Genomic DNA, 16,264 nt, shown 5'->3' with positions numbered 1-16,264 from the left:
CGACCAGGCGAAAGGCGACCGAAGCGCGTCAGCGGTCGAGGACCAGGCTGACCTTCTGGAATTCCTTGACGTCGTGGTAGCCGCACTTGGCCATCGCGCGCTTGAGGCCGCCGAAGAGGTTGAGCTGGCCGTCCGGGCGGTCGGCCGGGCCGTAGAGCAGCTCTTCCAGGGTGCCGTCCGGCTCGCCGGCGATGCAGAAGCCACCGCGCGGCAGGGACGGGTGACTGGCCGCCGAGTGCCACCAGGCGCCACCCGCGGGCGCGCCCTCGGCCAGGGACAGCGGCTCGCCGAGCATCACCGCGTCGGCGCCGCAGCCGATCGCCTTGGCGATGTCGCCGCTGGTCTGGATGCCACCGTCGGCGATCAGGTGCACGTAACGGCCGCCGGTCTCGTCCAGGTAGTCCCGCCGCGCGGCGGCCGCGTCCGCGATCGCGCTGGCCATCGGCACCCGGATGCCCAGGACCGTGTCGGTGGTGGACCACTCGTCGGCGCCCACGCCCACGATCACGCCGGCCGCACCCGTACGCATCAAGTGCAGTGCGGTCTTGTAGTCCGTGCACCCGCCCACGATCACCGGCAGGTCGAGATCCGCGATGAACTCCTTGAGGTTCAGCGGTTCGTCGGTGGTGGAGACGTGCTCGGCGCTGACCAGGGTGCCCTGGATGACCAGCAGGTCGACCCCGGCGTCCAGGATCACCGGCGCCAGCGCCAGGGTGTGCTGCGGCGACACCCGCACCGCCACGGTCACGCCGCCCTCGCGGATGGTGCGCACCCGCTCGGCGATCAGGTCGGGGCGGATCGGCTCGGCATAGACCTCCTGCAGCCGCCGGGTGGCGTCCGCGTCCTCACCCAGCGCGGAGAGCTCCTCGAGGACCTTGGACGGATCCTCGTAACGCGTCCAGAGCCCCTCGGCGTTGAGCACGCCCAGGCCGCCGAGACGGCCCAGGGCGATCACCGACTCGGGACTCTGGGTCGCGTCGGACGGGTGCGCCACGCACGGGATCTTGAACGGGTATGCGTCCACCTTCCACTCCGTCGACACGTCGTCGACGTCGCGGGTGCGCCGGCTGGGCACGATCGCGATGTCGTCGAGGTGATAGCCGCGCTGTGCGGTCTTTCCGAGGCCGATCTCGACGACATCGCGCATTTCTGGTCCTCTGCCTTACCGGGAGTGGTAGTTGGGTGCTTCGACGGTCATCTGGATGTCGTGCGGGTGGCTCTCCTTGAGACCTGCCGCGGTAATCCTGATGAGCTGGCCGCGCTCCTGCAAGTCGGTGATGGTCTCGGCGCCCGCATAACCCATCGCGAGACGCAGACCGCCGACCAGCTGCTGAGCGACCCGGGATAGTGGACCGCGGTAGGGCACCTGACCCTCGACGCCCTCCGGCACCAGCTTCTCCTCCGGCACATCCTGCTGGAAGTAGCGGTCCTTGGAGTAGGACTTCGCCTGACCCCGGGACTGCATCGCGCCGAGCGAGCCCATCCCGCGGTAGGCCTTGTATTGCTTGCCGTTGACGAACACCAGGTCGCCCGGGCTCTCCTCGGAGCCCGCCAGCAGGCCACCGAGCATCACCGAGTCGGCGCCGGCCACGATCGCCTTGGCGATGTCGCCCGAGTATTGGATGCCGCCGTCGGCGATCACCGGCACGCCCGCGGGACGGCAGGCGCGGGACGCCTCCATCACCGCGGTGATCTGCGGGACGCCGACGCCGGCCACGATCCGGGTGGTGCAGATGGCGCCCGGTCCGACGCCCACCTTCACCGCGTCGGCGCCGGCCTCGACCATCGCCTTGGCCCCGGCGAAGGTCGCCACGTTGCCGCCGACGATCTCGGTGACGGTGTCCTTCTTCAGCCGCGCGATCATGTCGAGCACCTGGCGCTGGTGACCGTGCGAGGTGTCCACGATGATCACGTCGACGCCGGCGTCGATCAGCCCGCGCGCCCGCTTGTAGGACTCGTCGCCCACCCCGATCGCCGCGGCGACCCGGAGCCGGCCCTGCGCGTCCTTCGTCGCGTCGGGGTGTTGCTCACTCTTGGTGAAGTCCTTGACCGTGATCAGCCCGCGCAGCCGGCCGTTGTCGTCGACCAGCGGCAGCTTTTCCACCTTGTGCCGCTGCAGCAGGGCCAGCGCCTCGTCCTTGCTGACCCCGACCGGCGCGGTGATCAGCGGCGACTTGGTCATCACGTCGCGCACCTTGGCGCTGTCGTCGGTGACGAAGCGCATGTCGCGGTTGGTCACGATGCCGACCAGGGTGCCCTCGCCGTCGACCACCGGGACGCCGGAGATGCGGTAGCGCCCGCAGAGCGCGTCGACCTGCCGCAGCGTGTCGTCCGGGCTGCAGGTGATCGGGTTGGTGATCATGCCGGACTCGGACCGCTTCACCAGGTCGACCTGGGCCGCCTGGTCCTCGGGCGAGAGGTTGCGGTGCAGCACGCCGATGCCGCCCTCGCGGGCCATCGCGATCGCCATCCGAGCCTCGGTCACCGTGTCCATCGCACTGGACAGCAGCGGGATCCGCAGCTCGACGTTGCGAGTCATCCGGGTGATGGTGTTCACCCGGCTGGGCACGACGTCCGATTCGCCGGGCTGGAGAAGAACATCGTCAAAGGTGAGTCCGAGCGGCACGGTACGGGCTGAATCGCTGTCCACAGATCATCCTTGTCGAGGTGAAGGCGGAGGGTTTTATCCTACTCATCGACCTTGGCGGCCCGGAGACGGCGGACAGCGCGTGCGGGGCCAGCACAGACGGCCCCGATGTGGGTACGGTGAACGGGTGCAGGAAGAACCCATCGACCCGTTCAACGGCGACCCGGCCGATCCGGCCGCCGGTCTCGACGATCCCACCGAGGACGCCGAGACCGATCCGCTGACCGAGGCCGAGCGCCAGGACGTCCTCGAGGACCTCAGCGACCTCGAGGTCTACCAGGCCCTGCTCAGCCCGACGGGCATCCGGGGCCTGGTGATCGAGTGCGAGGACTGCCACGAGCCGCACTACTTCGACTGGGACCTGCTGCGCGGAAACCTCCGCCACCTGCTCACCAGTGGCCGCCCGCGAGTCCACGAGCCGGCCTATGATCCCGACCCCGACCACTACGTGACCTGGGAATATGCCCGGGGATACGCGGACGGCGTGCACGACACCCTCGCCGAGGGCACCGACGACGAAAAGAGCTGACGCCCGCGCGATATATCGCACGGGCGTCGTGTCAGATCCTCCCACCCCCGGCAGGACCTGAGGTCAAGCGACCAACCCGGCTCGGAAACCGGCCGCGACGGCATGCGCCCGGTCCCGGGCCCCGAGCTTGCGGAAAAGCCGCCGGGCGTGGGTCTTGACGGTGTCCTCCGAGACGAAGAGTTCCCGTCCGATCTCAGCGTTGCTCTTGCCGTCAGCCATCCCCCGCAACACCTGAAGCTCACGTTCGGTGAGAGTCAGCCGACGCCCGGTGGGCTGCGCCTCGGCGACGCCCACCCCGTTCTCCGGCCAGCCCACCATCGGGCGTCCGGTGGCGGGGTCGATCGCGGCATCCCCGCGCTGCACCGGCACCATCGGCCCGTTGGGCAGCATGGCGGGCACCCCGGCGGCATTGGGCGCACCCATCGGAAGTCCATCCCGATAGGCGCTCCGAGCCGCCGTGGAGTTCGCGTTCCGGGCGCCCCCGGCAACCGTGGCCGGCTGCGCGTTGGCGCCGTTGATCGGCATGCCCTGCGGACGCACGGGCAGAAGTAACAGCAGAAGTGCCTTGGCCACGACGCTGACCAGGTCATGTTCGACGCCGCGGATGACACCACGGGCACCCGCCGCCACAGCGGCGGCGGCGACCCGTGGATCCTCGGCGCCGAAGAGCACGAGTTGGGCTTGTGGAGCTCGGGCCAGGACGCGCCGGGTGAAGCCGACGCTGTCCGGGCGGGTCACGGCGGTGTCGGCGAGGACCACTTCCGCGGGCCGTTCAGCCAGTCGGATCATGGCCTCGGTCTCGCTGACCGCCGTCCTGACGACGCCGGTCATGCCGAGCCGGGCCGCGGTGGACGCGACGGTCTGGGCCGCCAGCGGGGTACGGACGCACACGAGGACGGTACGCACAGTGATCCTCCTTCTCTCTCAGAGGAGATCACGCGAGGGCCGCAGCATTACGCGCTTTAGATGGAAAAAACGGGAAAGGTGGGCACGAGTTATTGCCGTGATGGCATGCACCCGAAGAAGACATCGAAGAGTGACGGTTGAGCCGGGGATCACCGGGGTACCACCGCGTCAGGCCTGAGCGAGGCCCTCAGTGACAACACTCCGCGGTGCCGCGCGGGAGGAGGGTGTTGATGTCGAACGTACGCAGACTGCCCGGGCCCATTGCTGATCTTTGGGACTGGCAGCGGCTCGGTCTGTGCCGGGGCCGGGACAGTGCGCAGTTCTTCCACCCCGACGGCGAACGCGGGTCGTCCCGCAACCGTCGCGAGTCGAAGGCCAAATCGGTGTGTGGCGCCTGCCCGGTGAGGGCGGAGTGTGCCGCACATGCTCTGGCCGTTCGTGAGCCTTACGGAGTCTGGGGAGGCTTCAGCGAAGCGGAGCGGCTGCGGCTGCTCGCGGTCGGCTGGGAGGACCTCGCCGACCGGCATCACGGACGCGTCGACCTTGCCCGGCTCGAGGCACGCCTCGGCCGGCCCCACAAATCCGCCGTGCCCGCACAGCGACAGGCGCCGGCGGCCTGACGCCGTCCGACACGGACGGTTACCACGCAGCTCATGACGCGGTCCCCTTTGGGGGTCCGCGTCGTTGTGTTCAGCGGTTCTCCGACCGCATCGGTGGACATGCAAGCCACCGTATGAGCGAACTTGTGCGCTCAGTCGGACGAAAAGTGCGTCCCCGACTACTCAGCACTACTCAATCGACACCTTCACGCTGTGCCACCCCGTCGCCCCGTCCGGTGCGGGTGGCGCGGGGGTGCTGGTCTGCGTGTATCCGGTGACGTCCGTGGCGCGTACCCGAATGGCGTGGTCTCCCGTCTCCTGCGCCTCCCAGCGGAACGTCCACTGCCGCCAGGTGTCGCTGGAGACCGTGCCGGCCAGCGTCGCGGGCTGCCACGGCTCGCCGTCGACCTGCACCTCGACCTTGGCGATGCCGGTGTGCTGCGCCCAGGCGACCCCCGCGATCATCACCGGGCCGGCCGGCCGCTTGGCGCCCTCGCGAGGGGTGTCGATCCGGGACTGCGTCTTGATCGGCGCCTTGGCGGTCCAGCCGCGCGGCACCCAGTACGCGTCGAAGTCGGCGAACCGGGTGAGCTCGATCTCGGTGATCCACTTGCACGCGGACACGTAGCCGTAGAGCCCCGGCACCACCATGCGCACCGGGAAGCCGTGCAGGACCGGCAGCGGTTTGCCGTTCATCCCCACCGCGAGCAGCGCGTCGCGCCCGTCCCGCAGCACCGCGGTCGGCGTGCCGCAGGTCCAGCCGTCGGTCGAGCGCTGCACGACCTGATCCGCGTCGGGCAGCGGATCCGCCTCGTCGAGCAGTTCCTTGATCGGCGTGCCGAGCCACCGCGCGTTCCCGATCAGGTCGCCACCGACCTCATTGGACACACAGGCCAGCGTCACGTAGCGCTCGATCATCGGCCGCCGCAGCAGGTCCGCCCAGCTGATCGTGATCGGGTTGCGCACCATGCCGTGGATCCTGAGCTGCCACGTCGCGGGGTCGATCTGCGGCGGATACAGCGCCGTGTCGATCCGGTAGAAGTCGTCGTTCGACGTCACATAGGCCACCGCGCCCCGGGCCTGCGCATCGGCCGGCACGACGGGCGCCGGGGAGACGGCCGCCGGCAGCGTCACCGCTTCGCGCGCCGCACTCACCGCTCGCCGCCCGGTCAGCAGCCGCCCGCCGACGCCGCTCACCGCGGCGATACCACCCACGATCCCCAGGGCTTTGAGAAACCGCCGCCGGCCCCCTTCTTGATACGCGTGATCATCCGGCACAACCGCAACACCGGGTCCCGCTCCCCGAGCACCCACACCCACCGCCACGGCCTGCGGCCGGGCTTCCCCGGCCTCCGCCGGCGCGGCCTGCGGCCGGGCCTCGTCGAGTGGTAGGTGAGCCGTGTTTCCGCGGCCCGGATGGCCGACCGGGCTACCACTTGGGGTGGCGAGTCGGAGCAGATAGCGCAGCACCAGCGCGGCGACCGCGGCGGCGACCAGCGACGGCAGCGCGGCGATCACTCCGGCGTCGTGCCGGGTCAGCGCCGCCGCCACCCCGACCACGCCGAACACCGCGACTCCGCCGAGCGCGACCCGCCAGGACCGCAGCGCGACCACGCCGACCAGCCACGCATAGGCCCCGAGCAGCAGCGCCGTGCCGGTGATCAGCGCGGTCTTGTCGTGCACCCCGAACACCGCGATGCCGAAGTCCTTGACCGGCGCGGGCACGTTGTCCACCACCACGCCGCCGACCGCGAGCAGGGGCGCCGAGGTGGGCCCGGTCAGCACCGCCACCAGTTCGGCCACGCCCAGCGCGGCGGCCGCCGCGGCGACCCCGCTGAGACCCGCGCGCACGGAGAGTTTCACGCTTTCCATCGTGCACCCTCGTGCCGCGAAAGATCCTTACCCAAGCCTTACGGGCAGCGGCGGGAGAGCGTCCACCAGAGCGTCGAGCAGATCGACCGAGTCGCGTCGCTCGCGTGGCGCGGGCAGTTTCGGCGCCCCGGTGTCCGGCAGCTCCCAGAACACCCGGCCCTCGTCGACGCTGTCCCACGCCTCGTACCACTGCCGCAGCGGCTCGCGCAGCTGCACGTGGGTGGCGAAGTTGCGCCGCCGCCGGGTCAGGTCCTCGTCCCGCCGGCGCTGCAGCGTGCCCAGGTCCGGCAGCGCGACCAGGGCGGCGTCGGCCAGCCCGAGCCGCCCGCCACGCACCGCCTCACGCAGCACGGTCAGCTCGCGGTCGAACTGCGCGCGCGGCGCCAGCCCGAGCGCGGCCATCCCCCACGAGTAGTGCAGCTTCAGCGGGTCGGTGTCGCAGAAGGCGATGCCGTCCGCGCGCTCCAGCGTCTCCGCCTCGGCCCAGCGGCCCATGCTCACCCGCGCCCAATGCCGCGCGAGCGCCAGCCCGTCCACCGGCTCCGAGCCGGTCGGCGCCGCCTCCGCCACGAACCGGCCCACCTGGCGCCGGCACCACGACGTCTTCCCCGCCGCCGTAGGCCCCTCGACAACCACGATCACGTGCGCGCCCTCCCCCGCTTCCGCCGAACTTTACGGGTGCTTCCCGCACAAAAAACGATTCAAGACAGCGGGTCGTCGAGGATTCGCTCGAACGCCAGCTCCGCGGCGCCGATCAGGGCGGCGTCGGTGCCGAGTTCGGGGGTGCGCAGCCGGATGTGCTCGCGGCAGGCGGGCAGCGCCACCGAGTTGAGCCGGCTCCGGATGTGCGCGGCGGCGACCAGATAGATGTCGCGCAGCGTGCCACCGAAGATGACGGCCTCGGGGTTGAAGATGTTCATCAGGTTGCCGACCCCGAAGCCGATCCAGTCGCCCACGTGACGCACCGCGCGCTGGGCGTCCCGGTCGCCGCGCATGGCCGACTCGACCACGTCCAGCACCGCGGCCCGGCCGGACTCGCCGATGCGTCCGGCATGCTGCAGCAGCGCCGACTCGCCGATCTCGGTCTCCCAGCAGCCGCGAGAGCCACAGCTGCAGGGACGGCCCTGCGGATTGACGACCATGTGGCCGACCTCCCCGCCGTACCCGCCGTGGCCGGTGATCCGCCGGCCGCCGGCGATGATGCCGCCGCCGACCCCGACGTCGCCGTAGAGGTAGATCACGTTGTCGCAGCCGACCGCGGCGCCCCGGCTGTGCTCGACCAGCGCGGAGACGTCGGCGACGTTCCCGACCGTGATCGGGCCGAGGTCACCGCCGGCCGCCGCGCTGAGGGCTTCGGCCACCGGCTCGTCGACCCAGCCGATGGTGGGCGCCAGCCGGACCACGCCGTCGGCCCGGCGGACCATGCCGGCCACCGCGAGCCCGCCACCCACGTAGCGGGCGTCGCCGGGCACGTCGGCACGCATCTCGTTGATGAAGCCGGCCAGTGGCTGCACCGCGTCGAGCACCTGCATGCCGCGCGGGCGCACCGCCTCGCGCCGGTCCAGGATGCGGCCGCCGAGTCCCACCCGGGCGGCGCGCAGTGTGTCGACCTCGATGCTGATCGCGTACGCGAAGACCTTGGACGACTCGGGCTGGACCACGAGCGAAGGGCGACCGGCCCGGCCGGTCTCCCCCGGAGTCTTCTCGTTGACGAGTCCCGCGGTGGTCAGTTCCGCGGTGAGCGCCCCGATCGTGCTCCGATTGAGACCCAGCCGGTTGGTCAGCTCGGCACGTGAGGTGGCGCCGTGCACGTGCACATAGCGCAGCAGGGTCCCCAGGTTGTGCCGGCGCACCTCCTCCTGGCTGGGGCCGGCTCGCATCAGCAAGCCGTCCCCGCTGCCAAGAGTTTCATCGGTTGCCGGTGGCGGCCGCTCTGCGCCGCGAGAGCGCATCGACGCCGGCCGCCAGCAGCAGCACCAAACCGGTGAAGACGAACTTGGTGCCGGCGCTGACCTGCATCAGGCCCATGCCGTTGTCGATGACCGCGATCACGGCGCCACCGATGACGGCGTCGATCACCCGGCCCTTGCCGCCGAAGAGGCTGGTGCCACCGATGACCGCCGCGGCCACCGCGTAGAGCAGCACGTTGCTGCCGCCCGAGCGCGGGTCGACCGAGCTGGCCCGGCTGACCGCGATGATGCCGCCGATCGCGGCCATGAAGGAACCGATCACGAAGACCGAGATGCGAATCCGGTCGACCGGGATGCCGGCGCGGCGGGCCGCCTCGGCGTTGCCACCGACCGCGTAGACGTGCCGGCCGTAGGTGGTGCGGCTGAGCACGAAGGTCCAGATCACTGCCGCGACGGCCAGGATCGGTACGACCATCGGGATGCCCTTGAGGCTGTTGATCGCCGGGTTGATCGCGCGTTCCTGGGTGAGGATCGCGGTGGCCACCAGGACCACGACCGCGAGCCCGGCGATCCGGGCCAGCACGATGCCGAGCGGGTCGGTGACCAGGCCACGGGAGGCACGGCCGCGGATCCGGATGAACTGAGCGGCGGCGAACCCGCCGACCGTGACGATCGCGAAGACCCAGCTCAGCGTGACCGACATGTTGTTGTTGGCCAGGGCCAGCACGAACGAGTCCCGGATGGAGATGTTCGTGCCGCCGCCGAGCAGCACCAGCAGCACGCCTTGGAAGGCGAGGAACGCGGCCAGCGTGACGACGAAGGACGGGATGCCGACCTTGGACACCAGGAAGCCGAGCACGAACCCGATGACCAGGCCGGTGATCAGCGCGGCCGGGATCGCGGTGGCCCAGGTCCAGCCGTGGTTGGTGAGCAGCACGGCCATCACCGCGCCGGCCACGCCGCTGGCGTAACCCGCGGACAGGTCGATCTCGCCGAGTAGCAGGACGAAGACCAGGCCGATCGCGATGAAGACGACCGCCGCGCCCTGGGAGAAGAGGTTGGAGAAGTTCAGTGCGCTGAGGAAGGTGTCCGGCCGGGCGATGCCGAAGAACAGGCAGAGCACGATGAGGCCGAGGACGGCCGCCAGGCTGCCGATGTCGCCGCCGCGGACCCGTCCCCAATAGTCGTGGAGGTGGCTGGCGACGGTCGGCTTGACCACCTTCACCTTGCCGGCCGAGCCGGTCGTGGCTGTGCTCATCGGTCGTCTCCAGGAGGCGTGATGTCGACGAAGTCGGTGGGCTTCTCCGGCGGCAGGCCGAGGTTGCCGCTGCGGCCACCGGTGATCAGCTCGACCACCTGGGAGTGGGTCACGTCGGTCGCCTTGACCTGGGCCGCCGTCCGGCCGAGGTAGAGCGCCACGATCCGGTCCGACACCGCGAACACGTCGTTCATGTTGTGCGAGATGAGCACCACGCCGAGGCCGTTGTCGGCGAGCCGGCGGACCAGCTCGAGCACCTGGGCGGTCTGCGCCACGCCGAGCGCGGCGGTCGGCTCGTCGAGGATCACCACGCGGCTGTTCCAGAGCACCGCCTTGGCGATCGCCACGGTCTGCCGCTGGCCGCCGGAGAGGCTGGCGACGAGCTGCCGCAGCGACTTCACCGTGCGCACCGAGAGGCTGGCCAGGGTTTCGCCGGCCATCTGCTCCATGGTCGGCTCGTCGAGCGTCAGGCCCTTGGTCTTCTCCCGGCCGAGGAACATGTTCTGGACGATGTCCAGGTTGTCGCAGAGCGCGAGATCCTGATACACGACCTCGATGCCCAGCGCGGAGGCGTCTCGGGGGCTGTGGATGGCCACCTGGTTGCCGTCGAAGGTCACCGTGCCCGCGTCCATCGAGTAGATGCCACTGACGCACTTGACGAGAGTGGACTTTCCGGCGCCGTTGTCACCGACGAGAGCGGTGACCTCACCGGGGTAGACGCTGAGTCCGACGTCGTGCAGGACCTGGACAGGACCGAAACTCTTGTCGATCCCGCGCAGCTCCAGAAGAGGTGTCGCGGCCACGGATGGTTCTCCTTCGCTAGTGACCGGGTTTGGGGGTGCCACGCCCGGCGCCGCCCCCGCCAGTTGCAGGCGGGAGCGGCGCCGTCGTCAGCCGTCGAGGGGTGACCCCCTGCTCAGGTCGTCAGCTGATGCCGTTGTCCGTGCACAGCTTGGCGAAGTTGCCGGTGCAGAGGGCTTCCTTGGTGACGAAGCCGTCGGCCACGACGTCCTTGACCGTCTCCTTGGTGATCGACTTCGGGGTCAGCAGCACGGACGGAACGTCCTTGCCCGACTCCGGGTCCTTGGTCACGCCGGTGGCGGTGGTCGGCTTCTCGCCCTTGGCCAGCGAGATGGCGAGCCCGGCAGCCGCGTCGGCCTCCTGCTTGATGGCCTTGTAGACCGTCATGCACTGGTCGCCGGCGAGGATGTTCTGCAGACCCTGCACGGTGGCATCCTGGCCGGTCACCGGGACCTGGCCGTTCAGCTTGTTCTTCTTGAGCACCGAGATGACCGCGTTGCCGAGGCCGTCGTTGGCGGCGAGCACACCCTTGATGTCCTTGTTCTGGGTGAGCATCTGCTCGAAGATCGTGCCGCCCTGCGCGTTGTCCCAGTCCGGAACGGACTGGTCCGGGCCCTTGGTGAAGGTGCCGTCGTCGTACTTGGGCTTGAGCACCGAGTCGTAGCCCTGCTTGAACAGCGTGGCGTTGTTGTCGGTGGGCGAGCCGTTCAGCTCGGCGACGACCGGCTTGACCGCCTTGTTCGCGGTCAGGCAGTCGACCAGGCCCTGGCCCTGCAGCTCGCCGACCTTGACGTTGTCGAACGACACGTAGTAGTTCGCGCCGCCGTTCAGGGTCAGACGGTCGTAGTCGATCGTCGCGATGCCGGCCGCCTTGGCCTTGTCCAGCACGGCCTTACCGGTGCCGGAGTCCAGGTTGACGATGACCAGAACCTTGACGCCGCTGGAGATCATGCCGTCCGCGATCGTCTGGAACCCGCTCTTGTCGCCTTGGGCGTTCTGGATGTCGGCTTCCACGCCGCCGGCCGCGAACGCCGCCTTGAGGAACTTGATGTCGTCCGTTGCCCAGCGCTGGGAACTGGCCGTGTCGGGCAGGATGACGCCGACCTTGCCCGGAGCGGCGCTGCCGCCGGTGGTGCCAGTGCCCGTGCTGTCGTCCCCGCCGCACGCGGCGAGGCTGCTGGTGGCCAGCAGGCCGACCGCAGCAAGGGCGAACATTCCCTTACGCATTACTTATGTCCTTTCGGGTAAATCCGGGCCTTCGTCGGATTCTCCAGTTTGCGCTGACGGGAAGGGTGAGATCGCCAGGACGCAGTGGATCGAGAGCATTTGTTGTGCCCGGCAACGTATTCCCGTCGCGGGCGGTAGCACAAGAAGTGTTGCCGGGCGTTCTCGTCACAGGGCATAACAATCCGGCAACATGCCCGAGATCCCAGACGTCTTCGCCGCTCACCGCTTCGGCACCGGTTCCGGCCGTCTGCTGCAGTTGCCCCACAACGTGACGCTAAGTCACTCAGTGGACTCAACTTGCCGGATCACGGCAGAAACATCAGCTCTGCGGCATAACGGTGTCGTAACGGTGCCGAATCATGGGCTTTATGTCCGAATATGCGCGACGGTTGCGTCCGTCAGCCGGATCAGATCGGCGGGTGCGAGAGCGACCTGCAGTCCCCGCCGCCCGGCCGAAACGTACATCTCGGGCAGTTGCTCGGCGGAGTCGTCGATTGCCGTCGCGAGTCGTTTGCGCTGCCCCAGAGGGCTGATGCCACCGCGCACATAGCCGCTGCTGCGCTCGGCGACGGCCCGATCGGCGAGGACGGCGCGCTTGCCGCCGGCCGCGTGGGCGAGGGCCTTGAGATCAAGATCCCCGGTCACGGGTACGACAGCGGTGGTGAGCACCCCGTCCACCTCCGCGATCAGAGTCTTGAACAGGACTTCGGGCGGCACGCCCAGCGCCTCGGCAACGAGCGCACCGTAGTTGGGCGACGCCGGATCAACCTCGTAGTGATGCAGCGTGTGCGCCACCTTCTGCACCGTGAGCAAGACCGTCGCGGGAGTGCCGGCCGCCTTCTTCACCATGCGGCGCACGTTACGCGCCTCAAGCCCTGGTGATCAGAACGGTCGGTGCGCCCGCCACCCGGGTCAGGACGACGCCGGCCGCGGCTCGGCCGGAGAGCCTGAGGTCTCGGCGCAGCTTCTCCGGTTCCAGGGCGGAGCCGCGCTTGCGGATCTCCAGGCGACCCACGCCGCGCTCGCGGAGCAGGGCCCGGAGCCGCTTGAGCGAGAACGGCAGCACGTCGGTGACCTCCAGGCACCGGCCGAACGGCGTGGCGGCGGGCTGGTCGGCGTACACGTAAGCGATCTCCTGGTCCGCCAGGCGGCCACCCACCCGCTCGGCGAACGCCGCGACCAGGTGGGACCGCACGACCGCGGGGTCGGGGTCGAAGAGGTAGCGACCTACCGATCCGACCGGCGCGGGCTGGTCCGCTTCGCCGGTCAGCTCGTGCCACCTTTGCTCTGCACACATATACGCAGCACCCGGGGCTTGCTCTGCTTCCTCTGAGGAAGCGGCCGCCCGAAAGGGCGCAGAGCGCTCTGCGCCCTCAGAGGAAGCGGACCCAGAGGGCGCAGAGCGCTCTGCGCCCTCAGAGGAAGCGCGACCGTCGCCGTGGAGCGCCTGACCGCCCTCAACCTGGCCCCCCGCCGCCGAAAGCGCAGACCAAAGCGACGCCCGCCGCGGCACCTCGGCCAGCGGCCCGCACCAGAACGCCGCCTCGACCAGATCGCCGCCCACGCTCACCCACTCCCCCTCGGCCCCCGGCGGCAGCAACCCGTGATCGATGCCCGGCGCCAGCTTGAGCACCGTCCGCGGCACCCGCTCGGCCAGCCCGGCCACGAAATCCCACGGCGGCGAATAGGCGCTCGGGTCGAACACCCGCCCCCGTCCCGCCCGTCGCCGCGCCGGATCCGCGAACACCGCATCGAACCGTTCCACCGGCACGGTCGTGGCGTCGGCGCAGGCCACCGAGATGCGATCGCTCAACCCCAGCGCCTCGGCGTTCGCCGCCGCGATCGCCGCGGTCAGCGGGTCGGCGTCCACCGCGTACACCTCGATGCCCGCGCGGGCCGCGGCCAGCGCGTCCGAGCCCAGCCCGCAGCCGAGATCCGCCATCCGGCGCACGCCGGCCGCGACCAACCGGACGGCCCGACGCTCGGCGACCACCGATCGGGTCGCCTGCTCGAGACCCGGACGGGTGAAGAACATCGCATCCGCGGCCGGCCCGAACTTCGCCCGCGCCCGCCGGCGAAACTCGGCCTGGGTCAGCGCGGCCGCGGCCAGCGCGGGCTCGACACCACGACTGCGCAGGCCGGTGGCCGCGGTCAGCGGGTCGCCGCCGGCCAGGTCCGCCGCGGCCTCCAGGACATCACGACGGGTACGCAGCTCAGCCAGCAGTTCGAGGTCCACGATCGGCCATTCTCGCCTGCCATTCACCCCTGAGCGAACGGCTGGCACTCTGGTTGACGGAGTGCTAGTTCCGGCATAACCTCCGACTTAGCACTCTCACCATGAGGGTGCCAGCGTGTGCCCGTTCCGGGACGCGCTTGCGCCAGGCGGACCGGCACCCGCGACGACGGCCCCGCCCGGTGGCATGAGGCATTGAGTCCGGCCGCATTTCGGTCGGCAGAACGTACCCAGGAGGGTATGCCCGTGACTACCGCGACCAAGGTTGCGATCAAGCCGCTCGAGGACCGCATCGTGGTCCAGGCGAACGAGGCTGAGACGACCACGGCGTCGGGCATCGTGATCCCCGACACCGCCAAGGAGAAGCCGCAGGAGGGCACCGTCCTCGCTGTCGGCCCCGGCCGCATCGACGACAAGGGCAACCGCGTCCCGATCGACGTCAAGGTCGGCGAGACGGTGCTCTACTCGAAGTACGGCGGCACCGAGGTCAAGTACGCCGGCGAGGAGTACCTGGTGCTCTCCGCCCGCGACGTCCTCGCGGTCATCGAGAAGTAGACCTTTATTCACAGCGTTGCCGCCCTGGCCCGGCTCTCCGGTCCAGGGCGTCGGCGCGTTGAAGGGACCATAAATGGCGAAGATTCTGAGTTTCTCTGACGACGCCCGGCACCTGCTGGAGCACGGCGTCAACACGCTCGCCGACACGGTCAAGGTCACCCTCGGGCCGCGCGGCCGCAACGTCGTCCTCGACAAGAAGTTCGGCGCTCCGACGATCACCAACGACGGCGTGACCATCGCCAAGGAGATCGAGCTCTCGGACCCCTACCAGAACCTCGGCGCCCAGCTGGTCAAAGAGGTGGCGACCAAGACCAACGACATCGCCGGCGACGGCACCACCACGGCCACCGTGCTCGCCCAGGCGCTGGTCCGCGAGGGCCTGCGCAACGTGACCGCGGGCGCCAACCCGATCGGCCTCAAGCGGGGCATGGACCTGGCCGCCGAGGCCGTGTCCAAGGCGCTGCTGGAGAAGGCGGTCGAGGTCGCCGACCACAAGGCGATCGCGAACGTGGCCACCATCTCGGCCCAGGACGCCACGATCGGCGAGCTGATCGCCGAGGCGATGGACCGGGTCGGCCGCGACGGCGTCATCACGGTGGAGGAGGGTTCGGCGCTCAGCACCGAGCTCGAGATCACCGAGGGTCTGCAGTTCGACAAGGGCTTCATCTCGCCGAACTTCGTGACCGACGCCGAGTCGCAGGAGGTCGTCCTCGACGACCCCTACATCCTGATCACCACGCAGAAGATCTCCTCGGTCGAGGAGATGCTGCCGCTGCTGGAGAAGATCCTGCAGTCCAGCAAGCCGCTGCTGATCATCGCGGAGGACGTCGAGGGCCAGGCCCTGTCCACCCTGGTGGTCAACGCGATCCGCAAGACCTTCAAGGTCGCCGCGGTGAAGGCGCCGGGCTTCGGTGACCGCCGCAAGGCGATGCTGCAGGACATGGCGATCGCCACCGGCGGCGAGCTGATCGCGCCGGAGCTGGGTTACAAGCTCGACCAGGTGACGCCGGACATGCTGGGCAGCGCCCGGCGTGTGGTGGTCGACAAGGACAACACGACCATCGTCGACGGTGGCGGCAACGCCTCCGAGATCGGCGACCGCGTCGCGCAGATCCGCAAGGAGATCGAGGCGTCGGACTCCGACTGGGACCGGGAGAAGCTCGCCGAGCGGCTGGCCAAGCTGTCCGGCGGCATCGCGGTGATCCAGGTCGGCGCGGCCACCGAGGTTGAGATGAAGGAGCGCAAGCACCGCATCGAGGACGCCATCGCGGCGACCAAGGCTGCGGTCGAGGAAGGCACCGTCCCCGGTGGCGGCGCCGCGCTCTCGCAGATCATCCCGGTGCTCGACGGCAACCTCGGCCTCACCGGCGAGGAGGCGATCGGCGTCCAGATCGTCCGCAAGGCGCTGGACGAGCCGCTGCGCTGGATCGCGCAGAACGCCGGCCACGACGGTTACGTCGTGGTGGGCAAGGTGCGCGAGCTCGCTTGGGGCCACGGCCTCAACGCGGCCACCGACGAATATGTCGACCTGGCCGCCGCCGGCATCATCGACCCGGTCAAGGTGACCCGCAACGCGGTCTCCAACGCCGTGTCGATCGCCGGTCTGCTGCTCACCACGGAGAGCCTCGTGGTGGACAAGCCGGCCGAGCAGGAGCCGGCCGCGGGTGGCGGTCACGGGCACAGCCACGGTGGTCACGGCCACCAGCACGGCCCGGGCTTCTGATCCG

At 69.8% G+C, this 16,264-nt stretch carries 15 protein-coding genes; 4 read left to right on the top strand and 11 right to left on the bottom strand.

Annotated features, from left to right (window positions below):
- Nucleotides 1–28 precede the first annotated feature (28 nt).
- Entirely contained in the window at nucleotides 29–1,147 is a 1,119-nt protein-coding gene (locus ACZ6TI_RS10340) for a GuaB3 family IMP dehydrogenase-related protein (protein ID WP_465344688.1), read from the bottom strand.
- Nucleotides 1,148–1,162: 15 nt separating this feature from the next.
- On the bottom strand, nucleotides 1,163–2,650 hold the full coding sequence (guaB, locus tag ACZ6TI_RS10335; RefSeq protein ID WP_465344687.1) for an IMP dehydrogenase: 1,488 nt from the start codon (nucleotides 2,648–2,650) through the stop codon (nucleotides 1,163–1,165).
- A 124-nt stretch (nucleotides 2,651–2,774) separates the two neighbouring features.
- Between guaB and ACZ6TI_RS10330 the strand changes: the two genes are divergently transcribed.
- Nucleotides 2,775–3,176 carry a DUF5319 domain-containing protein gene (locus ACZ6TI_RS10330; protein WP_465344686.1) on the top strand — a complete coding sequence of 134 codons (402 nt, stop codon included), beginning with the start codon at nucleotides 2,775–2,777 and terminating at the stop codon, nucleotides 3,174–3,176.
- Nucleotides 3,177–3,239: 63 nt separating this feature from the next.
- On the opposite strand, the gene ACZ6TI_RS10325 is transcribed toward ACZ6TI_RS10330, so the two are convergent.
- On the bottom strand, nucleotides 3,240–4,082 hold the full coding sequence (locus tag ACZ6TI_RS10325) for a helix-turn-helix transcriptional regulator (protein WP_465344685.1): 843 nt from the start codon (nucleotides 4,080–4,082) through the stop codon (nucleotides 3,240–3,242).
- A 230-nt stretch (nucleotides 4,083–4,312) separates the two neighbouring features.
- Here ACZ6TI_RS10325 and ACZ6TI_RS10320 point away from each other — a divergent pair, with 230 nt between their 5' ends.
- On the top strand, nucleotides 4,313–4,702 hold the full coding sequence (locus ACZ6TI_RS10320; RefSeq protein ID WP_465344684.1) for a WhiB family transcriptional regulator: 390 nt from the start codon (nucleotides 4,313–4,315) through the stop codon (nucleotides 4,700–4,702).
- A gap of 168 nt (nucleotides 4,703–4,870) precedes the next feature.
- Here ACZ6TI_RS10320 and ACZ6TI_RS10315 read toward each other — a convergent pair whose 3' ends face one another.
- From ACZ6TI_RS10315 to ACZ6TI_RS10280, 8 genes are all read right to left on the bottom strand, one after another.
- Nucleotides 4,871–6,553, bottom strand: coding sequence for a molybdopterin-dependent oxidoreductase (locus ACZ6TI_RS10315; protein WP_465344683.1), 1,683 nt, complete (start codon nucleotides 6,551–6,553; stop codon nucleotides 4,871–4,873).
- A gap of 27 nt (nucleotides 6,554–6,580) precedes the next feature.
- The gene (locus tag ACZ6TI_RS10310) at nucleotides 6,581–7,195 is read right to left on the bottom strand and encodes a hypothetical protein (RefSeq protein WP_465344682.1); all 615 of its coding nucleotides are present in this window, start codon (nucleotides 7,193–7,195) and stop codon (nucleotides 6,581–6,583) included.
- A gap of 59 nt (nucleotides 7,196–7,254) precedes the next feature.
- Nucleotides 7,255–8,433 carry an ROK family protein gene (locus ACZ6TI_RS10305; protein ID WP_465344681.1) on the bottom strand — a complete coding sequence of 393 codons (1,179 nt, stop codon included), beginning with the start codon at nucleotides 8,431–8,433 and terminating at the stop codon, nucleotides 7,255–7,257.
- A 28-nt stretch (nucleotides 8,434–8,461) separates the two neighbouring features.
- The gene (locus tag ACZ6TI_RS10300; protein ID WP_465344680.1) at nucleotides 8,462–9,721 is read right to left on the bottom strand and encodes a sugar ABC transporter permease; all 1,260 of its coding nucleotides are present in this window, start codon (nucleotides 9,719–9,721) and stop codon (nucleotides 8,462–8,464) included.
- Nucleotides 9,718–10,524, bottom strand: a complete 807-nt coding sequence (locus ACZ6TI_RS10295; RefSeq protein WP_465344679.1) for an ATP-binding cassette domain-containing protein — start codon at nucleotides 10,522–10,524, stop codon at nucleotides 9,718–9,720. Before ACZ6TI_RS10295 ends, ACZ6TI_RS10300 begins: the two co-directional genes overlap by 4 nt.
- 121 nt (nucleotides 10,525–10,645) lie before the next feature.
- Complete coding sequence (locus ACZ6TI_RS10290) at nucleotides 10,646–11,749, bottom strand: sugar ABC transporter substrate-binding protein (protein WP_465344678.1); 1,104 nt, start codon at nucleotides 11,747–11,749, stop codon at nucleotides 10,646–10,648.
- A 366-nt stretch (nucleotides 11,750–12,115) separates the two neighbouring features.
- Nucleotides 12,116–12,598, bottom strand: coding sequence for a Cys-tRNA(Pro) deacylase (gene ybaK / locus ACZ6TI_RS10285; RefSeq protein ID WP_465344677.1), 483 nt, complete (start codon nucleotides 12,596–12,598; stop codon nucleotides 12,116–12,118).
- Between the two features lie 19 nt (nucleotides 12,599–12,617).
- Entirely contained in the window at nucleotides 12,618–13,985 is a 1,368-nt protein-coding gene (locus ACZ6TI_RS10280; RefSeq protein ID WP_465344676.1) for a class I SAM-dependent methyltransferase, read from the bottom strand.
- Nucleotides 13,986–14,222: 237 nt separating this feature from the next.
- On the opposite strand from ACZ6TI_RS10280, the gene groES reads away from it, so the two are divergent.
- Together groES and groL are read left to right on the top strand one after the other, a co-directional pair.
- Nucleotides 14,223–14,537, top strand: coding sequence for a co-chaperone GroES (gene groES, locus ACZ6TI_RS10275; RefSeq protein WP_465344675.1), 315 nt, complete (start codon nucleotides 14,223–14,225; stop codon nucleotides 14,535–14,537).
- 73 nt (nucleotides 14,538–14,610) lie between these two features.
- Nucleotides 14,611–16,260: a chaperonin GroEL gene (gene groL / locus ACZ6TI_RS10270; RefSeq protein ID WP_465344674.1), complete on the top strand. Its 1,650-nt coding sequence runs from the start codon at nucleotides 14,611–14,613 to the stop codon at nucleotides 16,258–16,260.
- The last annotated feature ends 4 nt before the right edge of the window (nucleotides 16,261–16,264 follow it).

It is taken from the genome of Actinoplanes sp. NPDC051388 (assembly GCF_055586225.1).
This window is presented reverse-complemented; position numbering and strand designations above follow the sequence as displayed.

What these genes read in the sequence shown, in the direction of transcription:
- ACZ6TI_RS10340 (WP_465344688.1), bottom strand. Translation starts at nt 1,147, where the DNA reads ATGCGCGATGTCGTCGAGATCGGCCTCGGAAAGACCGCACAGCGCGGC.
- ACZ6TI_RS10320 (WP_465344684.1), top strand. Translation starts at nt 4,313, where the DNA reads ATGTCGAACGTACGCAGACTGCCCGGGCCCATTGCTGATCTTTGGGAC.
- ACZ6TI_RS10315 (WP_465344683.1), bottom strand. Translation starts at nt 6,553, where the DNA reads ATGGAAAGCGTGAAACTCTCCGTGCGCGCGGGTCTCAGCGGGGTCGCC.
- ACZ6TI_RS10305 (WP_465344681.1), bottom strand. Translation starts at nt 8,433, where the DNA reads ATGCGAGCCGGCCCCAGCCAGGAGGAGGTGCGCCGGCACAACCTGGGG.
- ACZ6TI_RS10300 (WP_465344680.1), bottom strand. Translation starts at nt 9,721, where the DNA reads ATGAGCACAGCCACGACCGGCTCGGCCGGCAAGGTGAAGGTGGTCAAG.
- ACZ6TI_RS10290 (WP_465344678.1), bottom strand. Translation starts at nt 11,749, where the DNA reads ATGCGTAAGGGAATGTTCGCCCTTGCTGCGGTCGGCCTGCTGGCCACC.
- ybaK (WP_465344677.1), bottom strand. Translation starts at nt 12,598, where the DNA reads ATGGTGAAGAAGGCGGCCGGCACTCCCGCGACGGTCTTGCTCACGGTG.
- groES (WP_465344675.1), top strand. Translation starts at nt 14,223, where the DNA reads ATGCCCGTGACTACCGCGACCAAGGTTGCGATCAAGCCGCTCGAGGAC.
- groL (WP_465344674.1), top strand. Translation starts at nt 14,611, where the DNA reads ATGGCGAAGATTCTGAGTTTCTCTGACGACGCCCGGCACCTGCTGGAG.